Below are 14,678 nucleotides of genomic sequence, written 5' to 3'. Positions count from 1 at the left end.
AATATTCCAAGCGAGGTGTCGGGAAAGATTTACCCGACACCCGTTTTTTTTAGCCTTGCTCGAAAAACCCAATACCCGCCCCCACCCAATCCAAATCCGTATTGTAGCGGACACCGATCAGTTTGCTTTTGCTCAGACGGACTAGGTTATTGACCAATATCGGGCGCTCTGCCCCCGGTTCCCAACAATAGATCATCCGCAACTCACAGGTGGCCATCCCCGTCGGTGTTTCAATGATGGGTGCATAGTTCACCTTCCGCTGCAACACCCATTGTGTTGGATCGGCAATAGCGGCAATATCCGCCGCCCGCACATCCACGATCACCCCCTGCCCCGCAAATGAATACAGCGGTTTCAACACGTAGTGCTCCAAGTCGGCGGGAAGGGTATGCACTTCGTTGAGGAAGTGCGTTTCAGGCACATAAGGCGAAGATAGGATCGGCAAGGTAGATTTACTGATTCGGTAAAACCAATTAGGATGCGGAACCCATTCCACCGCTGCCGCTGCGGTGATATCGGCGAAACGCGATAACCGGTCGCGCTGCGACTCGAAATCTTCCGCAATCAGCCTGTTATATATACGCTTTACAGGGATTTGCTGTCCATTGCGGAAGTAGTGGAACGTATTTCCCTCCCGGAAGAGTTCCGATATGCATATCGGCCGTATCCCTGTAGCAGCTTCCGTCAGGTAAAAATCCAGCCTGGTTTTCTGCGCATGGGGGTTCACCTCCAATAACACGACGTTCTCGGGCGCATGGTTCCCCAGCAACATCCGTTTCAGCAATCGGGCATAACGTTCATCGTCATACCCATTGAAATAATTATCAAAACCTGCGGGAATCTCATAGCACTGCCGATAGGCACGCGCCAGCGCAGCTTGGTAAAAAAGTACGGTGGGAAACCCCTGCAACTCGATCAATTGCGGCATCGGCCGTCCCAGATCATCCAAACACACGGCAAAGTCCAAACACAGCACCTCACAATGCCCTTCATGCCCCGGCACGCGCAAGCGCGGCGGAATCGCACGCTCGGAAAGCACGGAGAAATCGGGTGCCATCAGTTTATCAACGATTCCTTCGCACACCTCGATCAGCCTTTCGGTAAGTAAGCGTGGCACAAATACGGGTGTCTCCGCCACACGGAAGCCCAGTGCGCCACGGTGTGGCCCCTCCAATAAGGCCAACAGCTGTTTGTACCGTGCTAACGAAAACCCGGCATTAAACGCGCTGCGGATGGATGGGATCATAGTGTACCGGCGATTGTGAGTAATCAAACAACCACGTCGCGCCGCTCGCTGTACGCCCAGCGGGCGCCGTCAAGAAACGCAGGCAACATTGTCCGGTGCGTTAGCGCGATTTTCATGGGGTCTGACAGGCATTGCAGCATATCGTTGTATTTGGCCACTCCGTGCTGCTCCACCAATTGCTGTTTCCGCTCGGCTGCCAGCAGATGGGTACGCATCCGTTCCGCATCGGCCTCTGGGTGGAACTGCGTGCCGATCATCTCTGGTGAAAAACGGACGGCCATCACCGCGCGTTCCAACGGCACGTGCGGCCGCTCCTTTTCGATGGCCAGTACGGCCATACCCAGCGCACGCAGGTGCGCCACATCGGCTGCCACCACCTGCCATTCACGGCTATCGATGGCATAAAACGGATCCGGCAACGCAGAGAAAATATCCTCGGACTTACCGACGAGGGTCTTGTGGATGGGGAACGTACCGAAAGCGGCAGACTTCCGCCGGCACAAGGTGCCCACCCCAAAATATTTGCATGCCAACTGGAAGGCGTGGCAGATGAAAAAAACAAACTTCCGTTCGGTGGGGAGTGCTACATTATTATGGGCCACCAGATCCGCTATCAACTTAAAATACCGGGCTTCCGCAACGGTCTCCGATTCGTCGAGGGGCGATCCGGGGCCACCACTTGATAGGTACACGTCATACGATAAATCGGGCACTTCATGCCGCTGGCGCACGTCGAACACGTGGATATCGAGCCGCAAATCCTTTTCCACCGCGTAGCGCTGCACAACGGCATGTATGTTATCCATCCCCTGGTTCGGGTACCCGTTGTTGAAGTCCAACAGCGCTACCCGCATATCATATCCCGGTCGGTCCATCGGGCAAACTTAGCTAAAGTTACATTTCTATGCAAGCTAAACGAGAAACTGGTCACAAACGAAATCAACCACGGCCACCAAGCTCCGGGTATCTTCATAGACGGCCAATTGGCGATCGGCGCCGGTACCGTTTTCCAAAATATGGGGCACAAATGAAATGGCTTCCCGGCTCCCCAGCGCATCCACTACATCATCAACGAAATCGAGCAGTTCGTAAATCAGCACCCGGGTGTTCACCTCCATCTCTTTGCCGAAGTCGATCAACTGCCCATCCAATCCGTAGCGCGAAGCCCGCCATTTGTTTTCGTTGACCAACGAGCGTTTGTAGATCATGTAGCTCATGTTTCGCGAGCGCAGCTTGTGTAACTTCACGCAGACTGCTTGGAAGAGTGCCGCCAATGCCATGGTTTCCTGCACGGTAAGCGACACATCACAGATACGGAATTCAATGGTATTGTAAAAGGGGTGCACACGCAGATCCCACCACACCTTCTTCGCATTGTCGATGCAGTTGGTTTTGATGAGCAGGTTGATGTAGCTGTCGTATTCCTCGATGGATTCGAAATAATCGGGGATGCCCGTACGCGGGAACTTATCGAACACTTTGGTACGGAACGATTTAAAGCCGGTATTCCTACCTTCCCAAAAGGGCGAATTGGTGGAGAGTGCAAAAATATGGGGCAGGAAATACCGGGCAGAATTGGCGATGTGTACCGCCATCTGCCGACTCTCCATACCCACGTGCACATGCAGGCCAAAGATGAGGTTGGACCGCGCCGCATCCTGCATCTCGTTGATGATTTCGAAATAATGTGGGTTGTCCGTAATCAACTGCCGTTCCCATTCCGAAAACGGGTGGGTACCCGAAGCACCCACGATCAGGTCCAGCTCACCGGCGATCTCGGCTACGGTAGCACGCAGTAATCGCACGTCTTCGCGTGCTTCGTCGATGTTATTGCATATCGCCGTTCCCACCTCTACGACCGCTTGGTGCATTTCCGCCTTCACGCGATCCTTCAGGATTTTCTGCGAAAGCTCCACAATTTTTTGGTCGTGCGACTTCAGTTCACGGCTAACGGGGTCCATCACCATGTATTCCTCCTCAATGCCGATGGTAAAACGATGGATATCCATGATGCGCGAATTTTGAGGTAAGATATTGTATTTTTCCCGGGAAAGCCAAAAATATTTTTTCTTAACAATTTGCCTACCTTTGCCGCTATGCTATCGGATACCGAGGAAAATTACTTGAAGGCACTGCTCCGCATCACGGCCGAGCACGACGGTGCCGGCGAAGCCGGTACCAACCAATTGGCGGGCAAGCTGAACGTTCGGCCGGCCACGGCAACCGATATGTTGAAAAAATTGCGCGAAAAGCAGCTGGTAAACTACGAGAAATACGGAAAGATCACCCTCACCGACAAGGGCCGGAACTTGGCCGTAGCGATCATCCGGCGGCACCGGCTATGGGAAACGTTCTTGTTTGACAAGCTGGGATTCAGCTGGGACGAGGTACACGACATTGCGGAGCAACTGGAGCACATCAAATCGGAAAAACTGGTGGAGCGGCTCGATAGGTTCCTGGGGTTCCCCCAATTCGACCCGCACGGCGACGCCATACCCAATGCCGACGGCGACTACATCCACGAGGCACGCCACACCCTCGCAGAGGCCACCGAAGGTATCCGGCATACCATTATCGCGGTAAAAGACAACAGCCCCTCGTTCCTTCAATATGTAAGCCAGATCGGCATCGGTATCCACAGTGAGATCACCGTGTTGCAGCGGTATGAATTTGACCATTCGATGGCGTTGGAAATCGATGGCACCAAAATCAACATATCAGACAAGGTCGCACAAAATATTTATTGCAGACCGACTGAACTAACAACTTACGACTAACAACGACTTACGACTAAATGGCATTATCTTCAGCTATTCATATCAAAAATAAAAAGGCCTATTTCGAGTACCATATCCTCGATACGTATATCGCGGGCATTCGCCTCCTCGGTACGGAAATCAAGTCCATACGGGAAGGGAAAGCCAACATCAACGACGCCTTTTGTTCGTTTTTCGAAAACGACCTGTATATCCGCAACATGCATATCGCCGAATATTCGCACGGCTCATTTTACAACCACGAAGCCAAGCGCGACCGGCAACTGTTGCTCACCAAGAAAGAGCTCAAAAAACTGAAGACGAAAGCTGACGAGCGGGGTTTTACCATCGTTCCACTGCGCATGTTTATCAGTAACCGGGGGTTCGCCAAAGTAGAAATTGCATTGGCCCAGGGTAAAAAAGATTTCGACAAGCGGGATACGATCAAGGAACGCGACTCGAAGCGTGAGCTGGCGCGTGTGATGAAACGCTGATACGCTTATCCAGCCACATCAATACCGATATTTTTCAACAATAGCGATGCGTTGAAGATCGTGCATTCACCCGGTTTGAGCTTGTAATCAAACAGCATCTCCCCTTCCTGCACCTGGATATCGAAATGGAAGTTAGCGAGTCGATCGGGATATTCCCCGGCGAGTTTCGCCAGCTGTAGATCGTGCGTCGCCACCATTCCCACCCCACCATCGGCAATCAATCGTTTAATGATTGCCTTCGACCCGAGGTATTTGTCTTTCGAGTTGGTACCGCGCAACATCTCATCGATGAGGAAAAAGGTGTCCGGTTGGGTGCGTACAGCCCGCAACACGCCCTCAATCCGATTGAGTTCGGCCTTAAACGTAGACGTACTTTCATTCAGGGAATCGGCGATGCGCATGTAGCTTACCACATGGAATACCGACAACCGCATGGACGAACCGCACACCGGTGCTCCACAAAATGCCAGCACCGCGTTGGTGCCGATAACGCGAAGGAACGTGCTCTTCCCCGCCATGTTCGACCCCGTGATAAGTGCCACCCGGTGGCCGTCCATCGCGTAATCGTTTGGCACAGCCGTTTGCGGCGCAATAAGCGGGTGCGCCAATCCGGTAGCCTCTACGAACGGTTGCGATGATGCCGCCACTTCCGGGAATACCCACTGCGGGTGGTTGCGCCGGAGCGTTGCCAAGCTCACCAATGCTTCAAATTCTGCCACCACATCCATTGCTGCCAGCACTTGGGTGCCATACTGCCTGCGCCAATCGACTACCGCCAACACCTGCCTGAAATCCCACAATGCCACCATATTGAGTACGCCGCCTACCAGCATGTTCAGCCGGTAATCCAACCGGTCAATCAGCGCCGACAGCTCACGGAAAATCACCGAAACCGGCTTATCGCCGCCGCCGGCCTTCAGCGAAGCAACCAGCGCCCGGCCATGTTCGCTTTCCCAGCGACGGTGCTCAATCCGTTCGAACGAATTGGCGAAAGCACCCAGTATCCGCCCTGCACGGTCCACCTGGCCCGCGATACGTCCTACCTTGCCGCCGTATGCCACTGCCGCAAGCAGGTGGGCCAATGCCAGGAAGATAGCCAGCGGGGTAACGGCCGGCCAGAAAACCGCGAGCCCGATAACGAGCGCCATCAGCCAAGGAACAATTTTCACGTAGCGCCTTAGCCAGTTGCTTTCCAGGGTATCGCCCCCCTCCAGAAAGCGGGCAAACTGTTGCTTGAAATCGGTGCCTTGCGTAAGGTTGAACAGCAGGTCCGACTGGAACTGTTGGCACCACGCGGTATCCACAGCCAATTCACCGACTGCCGCCTGCCGCTCCACGATGGTTTCCCGATTTGCCGGTGCCGATAGCCACGCCGCCAGCCGGGCATTGGCCGCAGGTGTTGCACACCGATTGATTAGGGCAAATACGGACGAGGGTCCGAAGATATCCAGATCACCACTATAAGGGTGTTGGCGGTCCATGTGGTTTGCACCGTCGGGATATAAGTTTGGCTTGCCATCGGCCATCGCCAGTTCGTTTTGGTTTACCGTCCGGAAATCCTCCCATACGGCCTTTTGCGCTTCCAGCTTGCTTTGCCGCCACACCAGCGCCATGAAACATATGACGATAACCAGGAAAAGGCCAACGACCAATAATACGTTTTCGGTCTGCACAGCGGCGAACAGGGCCGCCCCGCCGCCGACGATGACGGCCAGCCGCATCAGCGAATTCATATTGATCAACTTCCGTAGGTCCGCAATGCGCCGATCGGCCTCGGCTATATTTTTGCGGTAAGTATCAAAAACAGCTTCCATCACCATGCGCTATCCCCCACTAGCGGAACAAATCGGAAGGTATCCAGCTCAATCCGTTCGTACTCCTGTTCACCTACCCGTAAGATGGTCATCATCTTCTGTTCTTTCTCACTGCCCACCGGAATAACCAAAACCCCTCCGATACGAAGTTGTTTCAGCATCACATCGGGCACAAATGGCGCACCTGCCGTAACCAGAATCTTATCGTACGGGGCGTGTTCGGGAACACCCTTCGAGCCATCGCCGAGAAAAAAATGGGGTTTATATCCCATGTAGGGCAACACCTGTATAGTACGGTTATACAGGTTTTGCTGCCGCTCGATCGTATAGACCTCGGCGCCCAGTTCCAGCAAGATGCAGGTCTGGTATCCCGACCCGGTACCGATTTCCAGCACACGGTCGCCACGTTCAATATGCAGCAGTTCGGTTTGGTAGGCTACGGTGTAGGGTTGCGAGATGGTCTGTCCATCCCCTATTGGGAACGCAATATCGCGATAAGCCTGGTTCCAGAAGGTTTCGTCGAAAAAATAATGCCGGGGCACCTTGCCAATGGCCGCCAGCACCCGCTTGTCTTCAATTCCGCGCCGCTTGAGCAGCTCGACCAATTGTTTGCGTGCGCCACGCTCACGGTAATTGTCAATAAACTTATATGCCATTATGGTCCCAAAAATACGCAGATTAGCTGAGATTACCGCAGCAGTGAATCGATACCCGATTTTATTTATTATTTTCGCACGGTATAAACGATACGACGAATGAGGTATTTACTTTTGGTTGTTCTCCTGTCTTCCGGAGTGGTGCAGTTGTCTGCCCAGGTAACGAACATCGATACGGTTGATTATCCCAATCCGGTTATTCCAAAAAGCAATACATACCACTTCAACACCGATTATTGGTACACCATCGCCGTGCGCGCGTATGCTTACGAGCAGTTTCCGCAATTGCTCAACCAGCCATCGGGGCAGCCGTACCACCCATCCTATCTCAATGGCCTTCTCTTCAAAATCAACGACAACCAAATCAGCTACCGGCTCCAGGCCGCCCACTTCCGCAACGACATTGCGTTTGATAATGAATGCGAAGGCTGCCTACCGCAGGTAAGCGGCAAACTCCGCAATACGGCCATTAAGGTAGGCGTTGAAAAAAGCGTGAACTACTCCCGCGTGCAACCTTATTTCGGGGGCGACCTGGGTTTTATGTTTCAGCAGTTCAACACACGTGGTTTTGACAACACCACCGTATTTGCAGAAGACACCAAAAATGCCCTATTATTTTCACCCTTCGTAGGGGCGAAAGTTTACGTGATTCCACGCATCGCCGTTGGGGTTGAGGCGAATTTTAATATCGCTTATACGTACCAGAAGGTAAACCATTATGCCGATGACTCGTTCAGCGGTGCACCCAACCAAGTTCGGCGCTACCGCTGGGAGTATTTCTTTGCGCCTGTAGCGGCCATTACGCTGCAATACAGTTTTGGACTGATCAATCAATAGGGATCCACATCGACCTGCACCCGTACACCTTTGTTGGCCTTGTTGGTTTCAAACCGTAACAAAGCGGCTGTCAATTGTTCCTTTACCTTTGCGATGCTGATGCCGGTACGCTCAATTTTGAGCAGGATACCGAAAATGTAATAATTGCGCACACGTCCCACCAGCGGCACCTCCGGCCCGAATACCCGATGCCCCAGTACTTCCCGTAGGAGCGTTGCCAGCCGAAGCGCACCGTCGTGGGCAGCCTGCTGCTCCTTGTGTTTCACATCGATTTTAAACAAACGGAAAAACGGCGGATAACCGAAATTCTTCCGTTCAGACACTTCCGCCATAAACATCCCCTCGTAGTCGTTGCCTATCACCTGTTGGATAACCCGGTGGTTTGGTGCGTACGACTGGATAATCACCTTGCCGCTGTTGTTGCGCCGCCCGGCGCGCCCACCCACCTGTGCCAGCAACGAAAACGCCCGTTCATAAGCACGGAAATCGGGGTAATTAATCAAGCCATCGGCGTTGATGATACCGATAACGCTTACCTTCCCAAAGTCGAGCCCTTTAGCCACCATCTGGGTACCCACCAACACATCGTACCGCTGTTCGTCAAATGCCGTCAATACCCGTTCAAAACCATATTTCCCTTTGGTCGAGTCGAGGTCGAGGCGGCCAACGCGCGCATTGGGCAACAGCGTTTCCAGTTCCTCTTCGATCCGCTCGGTACCGAACCCTTTGCTCTCGATATGGGTAGACCCACACGCCGGGCATACCTGGAGCGGTGCCTCCGTAAACCCGCAATAGTGGCAATGCAGCTGGCTGCTGCTCTTATGGTAGGTAAGGCTCACATCACAGTGGATGCACTTGGCGATGTAGCCACAGGTTTTGCACTGCAGTAGCGGCGTGTGTCCACGCCTATTCTGGAACAGGATCACCTGTTGTTTTTCCGCCAATGCCTTTTCCATTTCCTGCAGCAGTGTAGCGCTGAAGTACGTGAACATGGTGCCTTTTCGGCTCTCCTCGCTGATGTTCACCGTGATGATTTCGGGCAGTTTGGCATCGCCGAAACGCTGTGCCAGGGTAACCAACCCATACTTGCCCGCCCGGGCATTGTAAAAACTCTCCACGGCGGGCGTAGCCGAACCCAGCAACACCTTTGCCCCGTGGAGGTGGCCAAGGTATATTGCCGTATCGCGCGCGTGATAACGCGGCGCGGGATCGAATTGCTTATACGAGGTCTCGTGCTCTTCATCGACTACGATGAGGCCCAGCGACTGGAAGGGTAAAAAAACGGCCGAGCGTACGCCCACGATGACCTGGTATTCGTTGTTGAGCACCTTGTGCCACACTTCAGCGCGCTCGTTGTCGTTGAAGCGCGAATGGTATACGCCCAGTTTGTTGCCAAAATGCTTGCGCAGCCTTTCGGTAATCTGTGCGGTCAGTGCAATCTCCGGTAGCAGGTACAGCACATGTTGGCCGCGCGCCACGGCCGCCTCCATGAGGCGGATGTACACCTGTGTCTTGCCCGAGGCGGTGACGCCATGCAGCAGCACGACATCCTTTTCGGCAAACTGCCGGTTGATGCCTTCGAATGCCGCTGATTGGGCATCGTTGAAGGCGAAGTCGCCCGTCACCTCCACATCTTCACCGGCAAGCCGGCTTACGGCTCGCTCTTCGGCAACGAACACCTCCTTTTCCACCAATGCGGTGATGATGGCTGAACTGCAACCGCTCGCCTCCATGATGTCGGCCTTGGGCACGTCGGCCTGTTGGCGGCTCAATTGGATATAAGCCACTACAGCGTCCTGTTGTTTGGGTGCTTTGGCCAGCGAATCCAGTAGCGCCTTGCGGCCTACGCTATCGGTGTAGTCGCCGTGCAACCGGATGAACACCTTCATCTTCGGTTTGTACTTCGGGGCTATTTCCTCTGAAATCAGGATGAGGCCCTTGTCGAATAACCGCTTCAGTAAGGGGAAAACACTTTTCTGTCCCAACAGTTTCACCACATCACTCACCTTCAGTTCGGGTGAAATATCAAGCGCATCGAGGATGAGGTATTCCTTGTCGTTCAATTCCGATCGGTCGATGTTTGTATCGGCCGCGATGATGCGGGTCTCGCTAGCCAGTTTCAGTGCTGCCGGGAGCGCTGCCTGCATAACTTCTCCAAGTGTGCATAGGTAATAGGATGATATCCAGCCCCATAGTTGGAGCTGTGTACCCGCTACCACGGGCGAATCATCAAGTACATCGAGGATGTATTTTGCCTCGTATAATTCGGGGGGGCGATTCACCACCGCACTGATAACGGCCGAGTATACTTTGCTTTTGCCGAACTGCACGATGACGCGTTTACCCACGGCGACATCCGCATTCCATTCATGCGGCACCCGGTACGTGTAAGCCTTGGCGATGGCCAATGGCAATATCACCTCAACGAATAGCGTTACACGTGCTTCTGTCTTCCCGTCAGTAAACTCCAGCATACAAAACTCAAAAAAGCGGTGGGTTGTGCTACCCTTTGTTCTTGATGGTAGCCACGAACAGCCCCACCCATCCCAAAATGAAGCATAAGCCGCCCACCGGGGTAACCGGGCCCAGCATACCAGCTGCACCGAACCCCGTAATCGCACGGGTACTCAGCACATACAACGAGCCTGAAAACAGCAAAATACCCAAGGTGAACGTAATGAAGGAAAACCGGATGTAGGTATTTTTCGCTCTTGAAAAGGTGGCTAGAAACAGTAAGGCCAATGTATGGTAAAATTGATAATCGACTGCGGTCTTCCAGGCTTCGAGGTCGTTGTCAGTGATTTTATCTTCCAAACCGTGTGCGCCAAAGGCACCCAGTACCACTGCTGCCAAGCCAAAAAATGATGCAGTGAGAATAATTCGTTTATTCATCGGTATGTCAGTGATTTTTTCAGGGCCAACTTCTGCTAACAATATTTTGCCAAACTTAATGATAATTGGGTTGAAATGCAAGATTGCAAAATGGCACTTTTTGTGCTAGGTTTGTAGTGGATGAAGAATTTAATCATTGGCATATCGCTTGTATTTATCGCCATCATTGCCGTCTCTTACTTCTATTTTTCGAATCTGGACGAAAGGGTGGCTGAGCAGCCGCCCGAGACCACCACTGATGCGTTAGCGGCGGAGGAGGTGGAGCCGTCGGCGGCGCCTACCAGCAATGGCGCATTGTGGACATTCGCCCTAAACGGCGGTGCCATCTCCCACCCATCTGTGCACCTATACAGCGATAGCACCCGTTTCATCCTCGTGCAGGATGCCTACCACATCCTCCATGCCATCTCGCCCGACGGGCATAAACTGTGGAATGCGCAGTTGCCCGGCCCCATTGTGGACAGCATCTCCCAACTGCCCGACCACAGCTTGGTATTCACCACTGCTGAACGGCTTTACCGGGTCGATACCGAGGGAGATCCCCTACCGGGATTCTCGCTCAAGCTCCCACAACGGGCCATACAGGGTGCCGTAGCCAGTGGTCAAACCGCAGACGACTCTGCCCCCGTACGCATCCAGGTTGGTACGGGTAGGCAAGACCTAACCTATGATGGGCGTGGAAATTTACTCCAGCGGCAGGCACGCAACCATGGCGCACGGACAAGCGACGTTGACCAACAAGCCGACAGCATCCGGAACGACCTACCACCGGATTGTGGCCCATTGGCTTATGTCGGCCCGTTACAGAACGACGACCAGCGTTACTTGCTTTGCGGTGATCGCGATGGAAAACTGCATTGTTTTCGGTATTGAAGCCGAAATCGGGTGACAATATTACCGTATATCTAGAGCAACATTCACCGGCTGACATATTTGCGGGCCCTTCTCGATAAACCACGGTTGAGGAAAGATAGCTGCGATTAAACTCGCTACCGCCGTTACTACACCGGAGGGTTCCTTAGCAAGCAAACTAGCAATATGGCAACATTTGGCACGCCTGCATGAAGGTTGTTGCATAGCGGGTAGATAATTGAAATTTTAATCGAATAAAGAAAGCAAAAAATGAACGTACTTGTAATTGGCGGCGGTAACATGGGAATGACGTATGCAGAAGCGATCGCCAAGTCCAATTTTTTAACATCCGGAAGTTTGATGATACTCGACCAGAGCGAGGAAAAGCAAGCGGAGCTACGGGCTAGCGGGCTTTTCGATGTCCACGACCGGCTGACCACCTGCTTACCGAAAGCCGACGTGGTGCTCGTCGCCGTTAAACCGGTGCATGCACCCGCGCTGATGGTCGAGATGAAGCCCCTGGTTTCGGCCGGACAACTCATTGTATCCATCATGGCCGGGGTAACCATCGACACCATCCAACAGGGGGTCGGCGCAAAAAAAGTGGTGCGGGCGATGCCCAACCTGCCCGCATTGGTAGGTCTGGGAATGACCTCGTTTACCGCCTCCGACCACGTATCACGGCTCGAACTTGCCGCCATCGAACAACTCCTCGGCACCACCGGACGCTCTATCGGTTTAACATCAGAAGCCGAAATCGATGCCTCTACGGGCATATCCGGGAGCGGCCCCGCATATATCTTTTATTTCATGCAGGCCATGATGGATGCTGCGTTGAAAATGGGCTTCAGCCAAGCCGATGCCCGGCTATTGGTCGGACAGACGTTTGCCGGGGCGGTCGAGCTGTTCAATACATCCACCCTTAGTCCGGAAGACTGGATGGCCAGGGTCGCTTCCAAGGGTGGCACCACCCGTGCTGCATTGGACTCGATGGACGATAACAACGTCAATGCGCTCATCCAGGAAGCTGCCTATGCGGCATTCCACCGTGCAGAAGAATTGGGCAAGCAAACCAAAGGAAAGGAGGTCGCCAATGCTTAATGGAACTCCCATGGACACCCCTGTACAGCGTGTCGTTATCAAAGTTGGCACCCATGTCATTACCAACAAGGACAACCGCATCACCGGAAAAATCCTGGCAAAATTGGTAGAGCAAATCGCTTACCTCTACGAACATGGCATCCATTCCGTATTGGTATCGTCGGGCTCGGTCATTGCGGGCAAGGAAGTGATGGGCCACCAATTGAAGGCGACCGATAAAATCACCCGGCGGCAGGTCTTCTCGGCCATCGGGCAACCGCGCATGATGCGGCACTACTATAACCTGTTTCATCACCATGGCATGCGCTGCGCGCAGGTGTTAGCGACCAAACGCGACTTCGATTTGGGCAAGCACCGCGACAATATGGTCAACTGTTATGAAGGCCTGTTGGCCGAGGGCGTTATCCCCATTGCCAACGAAGATGACGCCGTGTCGCTCTCCATGTCGACCTTCACCGACAATGACGAATTGGCCAGCTTGGTCGCCGAGTTGATCCATGCCGATATGCTGATTCTCCTCACCGACACGGACGGCCTCTACAATGGGCATCCCGACAATGCCGGCAGCGAACTGATTCCCCACCTCCGGGTGGACGAACCGGTGGAGCAATACATCCAGCAGACCGACAAAGGGGAAGCAAGCGGGCGTGGCGGTATGGCATCCAAACTCCAGGCCGCCAAGCACACCGCCCGGCGAAATATTCCTACTTTTATCGCCAATGGTAAAAAAGACCATATCATTACCGATATTGTCTTCGGTAAAACAGCAGGTACAAAAATTACCCTTTAAACAACGATTTTTATGGAAATATTGACAACAACTCAGAAAAACAACGTGTTATCATCGATGATCACCATCATCGATGATAGCCGCGAAGCGATTTTGAAAGCAAACCAGCAGGACCTCGACGCGTTTGATCGCGATGATCGGGCGCTTTACGACCGTCTCGTGGTAGATAGCGCCAAGGTGGATGGCATGATCCAAGCCATCCGGACCGTCAAAGACCAGCCCGACCCGATCGGCCAGGTGCGATCGTCGGGCGTGCTCGACAACGGGTTGCGCATCGAAAACCGCACGGCACCGTTCGGCACCATTCTGATCATCTATGAATCGCGCCCCGATGTAACCATCGAAGCTGCCGTGTTGGCTTTTAAGGCCAATAACAAGATCCTGCTCAAAGGCGGCAAAGAGGCCGTGCATACCAACCGGGTGTTGGTAGGTTGTTGGCACCGGGCACTCGCGGAGAATAACCTCAGTGCTGATTGGATCCAGTTGATTACGCTGGACCGCGAAGCGACGCGCGAGTTCCTACGGAACCCAACCCAGCCGGTTGACCTGATCGTGCCCCGGGGTGGCGAGCAGCTGATCCGCTTTGTCAAAGAACACGCGCAGTGCGCCGTTCTGGTGAGCGGACGGGGCAACAATTTCGCCTACATCGCCGCCGATGCCGATTGGGCAAAGGTACTGCCCGTTGTGATCAATTCGAAAACCGATAAGATCAGCGCCTGTAATGCCCTGGACAAGGTATTAGTGGATAAGGCAACGCCCGGCCTGCCCGAGAAATTGAAGCAATTGGGGGATGCACTGCGCGCCAAATCCATGCAGCTGCTGGCCGACGAACAGCTGTTGCCATTGCTGAACGAATCGGAGCCCATCGCAGATGAGTCCGTTTGGTACGAAGAATTCCTGGCGCCTAAAATCTGCTTCGGCCAGGTTGACGGGCTGGAAACCGCTATCGGCAAAATCAACCAGTACAGCGGCGGGCATTCGACCGTTATTCTCACCACCGACAAGCAAAAGGCCGATCTGTTTATGGAACAAGTAGACAGCGCGGCGGTGTACCACAACGCATCGACGCGGTTTACCGATGGCGGAGCAATGGGTGTAGGTGCCGAGCTGGCCATCAGCACGGATAAACTGCACCACCGCGGGCCGCTGGGGCTGGAGCAACTGGTTACCAATAAATACTACGTTTACGGCGACGGGCAGGTGAGGTAGTCAAAAAAGACTTCATTTCTCGTTATTCTTT

At 53.5% G+C, this 14,678-nt stretch carries 14 protein-coding genes; 7 read left to right on the top strand and 7 right to left on the bottom strand.

Features of this window, described 5'->3' with window-relative positions; all coding sequences use genetic code 11:
• Positions 1 to 49 precede the first annotated feature (49 nt).
• From VNQ80_RS13170 to VNQ80_RS13160, 3 genes are read right to left on the bottom strand one after another with little or no spacing between them, the layout of a single operon-like run.
• Entirely contained in the window at positions 50 to 1,246 is a 1,197-nt protein-coding gene (locus VNQ80_RS13170; protein ID WP_325639327.1) for a hypothetical protein, read from the bottom strand.
• Positions 1,247 to 1,269: 23 nt separating this feature from the next.
• Positions 1,270 to 2,121: a type 1 glutamine amidotransferase gene (locus VNQ80_RS13165; protein ID WP_325639325.1), complete on the bottom strand. Its 852-nt coding sequence runs from the start codon at positions 2,119 to 2,121 to the stop codon at positions 1,270 to 1,272.
• A 36-nt stretch (positions 2,122 to 2,157) separates the two neighbouring features.
• The gene (locus VNQ80_RS13160) at positions 2,158 to 3,255 is read right to left on the bottom strand and encodes a carboxylate-amine ligase (protein WP_325639323.1); all 1,098 of its coding nucleotides are present in this window, start codon (positions 3,253 to 3,255) and stop codon (positions 2,158 to 2,160) included.
• An 87-nt stretch (positions 3,256 to 3,342) separates the two neighbouring features.
• Here VNQ80_RS13160 and VNQ80_RS13155 point away from each other — a divergent pair, with 87 nt between their 5' ends.
• Both VNQ80_RS13155 and smpB read left to right on the top strand, forming a co-directional pair.
• A complete protein-coding gene (locus tag VNQ80_RS13155) occupies positions 3,343 to 4,023 on the top strand; it encodes a metal-dependent transcriptional regulator (protein ID WP_325639321.1) in 681 nt (226 codons plus the stop codon).
• A 17-nt stretch (positions 4,024 to 4,040) separates the two neighbouring features.
• The gene (gene smpB, locus VNQ80_RS13150) at positions 4,041 to 4,496 is read left to right on the top strand and encodes an SsrA-binding protein SmpB (RefSeq protein ID WP_325639319.1); all 456 of its coding nucleotides are present in this window, start codon (positions 4,041 to 4,043) and stop codon (positions 4,494 to 4,496) included.
• A 5-nt stretch (positions 4,497 to 4,501) separates the two neighbouring features.
• Here smpB and VNQ80_RS13145 read toward each other — a convergent pair whose 3' ends face one another.
• Together VNQ80_RS13145 and VNQ80_RS13140 are read right to left on the bottom strand one after the other, a co-directional pair.
• Positions 4,502 to 6,310: a MutS-related protein gene (locus tag VNQ80_RS13145; RefSeq protein ID WP_325639317.1), complete on the bottom strand. Its 1,809-nt coding sequence runs from the start codon at positions 6,308 to 6,310 to the stop codon at positions 4,502 to 4,504.
• Positions 6,310 to 6,966, bottom strand: a complete 657-nt coding sequence (locus VNQ80_RS13140) for a protein-L-isoaspartate(D-aspartate) O-methyltransferase (protein WP_325639315.1) — start codon at positions 6,964 to 6,966, stop codon at positions 6,310 to 6,312. The genes VNQ80_RS13145 and VNQ80_RS13140 overlap by 1 nt, the downstream gene beginning before the upstream one ends.
• 99 nt (positions 6,967 to 7,065) lie before the next feature.
• On the opposite strand from VNQ80_RS13140, the gene VNQ80_RS13135 reads away from it, so the two are divergent.
• Positions 7,066 to 7,803 (top strand): hypothetical protein, encoded by a 738-nt coding sequence (locus tag VNQ80_RS13135; RefSeq protein WP_325639313.1) that lies wholly within the window; start codon positions 7,066 to 7,068, stop codon positions 7,801 to 7,803.
• On the opposite strand, the gene priA is transcribed toward VNQ80_RS13135, so the two are convergent.
• Together priA and VNQ80_RS13125 are read right to left on the bottom strand one after the other, a co-directional pair.
• A complete protein-coding gene (gene priA / locus VNQ80_RS13130) occupies positions 7,797 to 10,277 on the bottom strand; it encodes a replication restart helicase PriA (protein WP_325639310.1) in 2,481 nt (826 codons plus the stop codon). The two genes, VNQ80_RS13135 and priA, sit on opposite strands and share 7 nt — an antisense overlap.
• Before the next feature lie 28 nt (positions 10,278 to 10,305).
• Positions 10,306 to 10,695, bottom strand: coding sequence for a DUF423 domain-containing protein (locus VNQ80_RS13125; RefSeq protein ID WP_325639308.1), 390 nt, complete (start codon positions 10,693 to 10,695; stop codon positions 10,306 to 10,308).
• 120 nt (positions 10,696 to 10,815) lie between these two features.
• Between VNQ80_RS13125 and VNQ80_RS13120 the strand changes: the two genes are divergently transcribed.
• From VNQ80_RS13120 to VNQ80_RS13105, 4 genes are all read left to right on the top strand, one after another.
• A complete protein-coding gene (locus VNQ80_RS13120) occupies positions 10,816 to 11,568 on the top strand; it encodes a hypothetical protein (protein WP_325639307.1) in 753 nt (250 codons plus the stop codon).
• 249 nt (positions 11,569 to 11,817) lie between these two features.
• On the top strand, positions 11,818 to 12,648 hold the full coding sequence (proC, locus tag VNQ80_RS13115) for a pyrroline-5-carboxylate reductase (RefSeq protein WP_325639306.1): 831 nt from the start codon (positions 11,818 to 11,820) through the stop codon (positions 12,646 to 12,648).
• A gap of 10 nt (positions 12,649 to 12,658) precedes the next feature.
• Positions 12,659 to 13,438: a glutamate 5-kinase gene (gene proB / locus VNQ80_RS13110; protein WP_325639304.1), complete on the top strand. Its 780-nt coding sequence runs from the start codon at positions 12,659 to 12,661 to the stop codon at positions 13,436 to 13,438.
• 12 nt (positions 13,439 to 13,450) lie between these two features.
• A complete protein-coding gene (locus VNQ80_RS13105; RefSeq protein WP_325639302.1) occupies positions 13,451 to 14,647 on the top strand; it encodes a glutamate-5-semialdehyde dehydrogenase in 1,197 nt (398 codons plus the stop codon).
• The last annotated feature ends 31 nt before the right edge of the window (positions 14,648 to 14,678 follow it).

The sequence above is a fragment of the Parapedobacter sp. genome, from assembly GCF_035556095.1.
Taxonomy (GTDB): domain Bacteria; phylum Bacteroidota; class Bacteroidia; order Sphingobacteriales; family Sphingobacteriaceae; genus Parapedobacter.
This window is presented reverse-complemented; position numbering and strand designations above follow the sequence as displayed.

What these genes read in the sequence shown, in the direction of transcription:
- VNQ80_RS13170 (WP_325639327.1), bottom strand. Translation starts at nt 1,246, where the DNA reads ATGATCCCATCCATCCGCAGCGCGTTTAATGCCGGGTTTTCGTTAGCA.
- VNQ80_RS13165 (WP_325639325.1), bottom strand. Translation starts at nt 2,121, where the DNA reads ATGGACCGACCGGGATATGATATGCGGGTAGCGCTGTTGGACTTCAAC.
- VNQ80_RS13160 (WP_325639323.1), bottom strand. Translation starts at nt 3,255, where the DNA reads ATGGATATCCATCGTTTTACCATCGGCATTGAGGAGGAATACATGGTG.
- VNQ80_RS13155 (WP_325639321.1), top strand. Translation starts at nt 3,343, where the DNA reads ATGCTATCGGATACCGAGGAAAATTACTTGAAGGCACTGCTCCGCATC.
- smpB (WP_325639319.1), top strand. Translation starts at nt 4,041, where the DNA reads ATGGCATTATCTTCAGCTATTCATATCAAAAATAAAAAGGCCTATTTC.
- VNQ80_RS13145 (WP_325639317.1), bottom strand. Translation starts at nt 6,310, where the DNA reads ATGGAAGCTGTTTTTGATACTTACCGCAAAAATATAGCCGAGGCCGAT.
- VNQ80_RS13140 (WP_325639315.1), bottom strand. Translation starts at nt 6,966, where the DNA reads ATGGCATATAAGTTTATTGACAATTACCGTGAGCGTGGCGCACGCAAA.
- VNQ80_RS13135 (WP_325639313.1), top strand. Translation starts at nt 7,066, where the DNA reads ATGAGGTATTTACTTTTGGTTGTTCTCCTGTCTTCCGGAGTGGTGCAG.
- priA (WP_325639310.1), bottom strand. Translation starts at nt 10,277, where the DNA reads ATGCTGGAGTTTACTGACGGGAAGACAGAAGCACGTGTAACGCTATTC.
- VNQ80_RS13125 (WP_325639308.1), bottom strand. Translation starts at nt 10,695, where the DNA reads ATGAATAAACGAATTATTCTCACTGCATCATTTTTTGGCTTGGCAGCA.
- VNQ80_RS13120 (WP_325639307.1), top strand. Translation starts at nt 10,816, where the DNA reads ATGAAGAATTTAATCATTGGCATATCGCTTGTATTTATCGCCATCATT.
- proC (WP_325639306.1), top strand. Translation starts at nt 11,818, where the DNA reads ATGAACGTACTTGTAATTGGCGGCGGTAACATGGGAATGACGTATGCA.
- proB (WP_325639304.1), top strand. Translation starts at nt 12,659, where the DNA reads ATGGACACCCCTGTACAGCGTGTCGTTATCAAAGTTGGCACCCATGTC.
- VNQ80_RS13105 (WP_325639302.1), top strand. Translation starts at nt 13,451, where the DNA reads ATGGAAATATTGACAACAACTCAGAAAAACAACGTGTTATCATCGATG.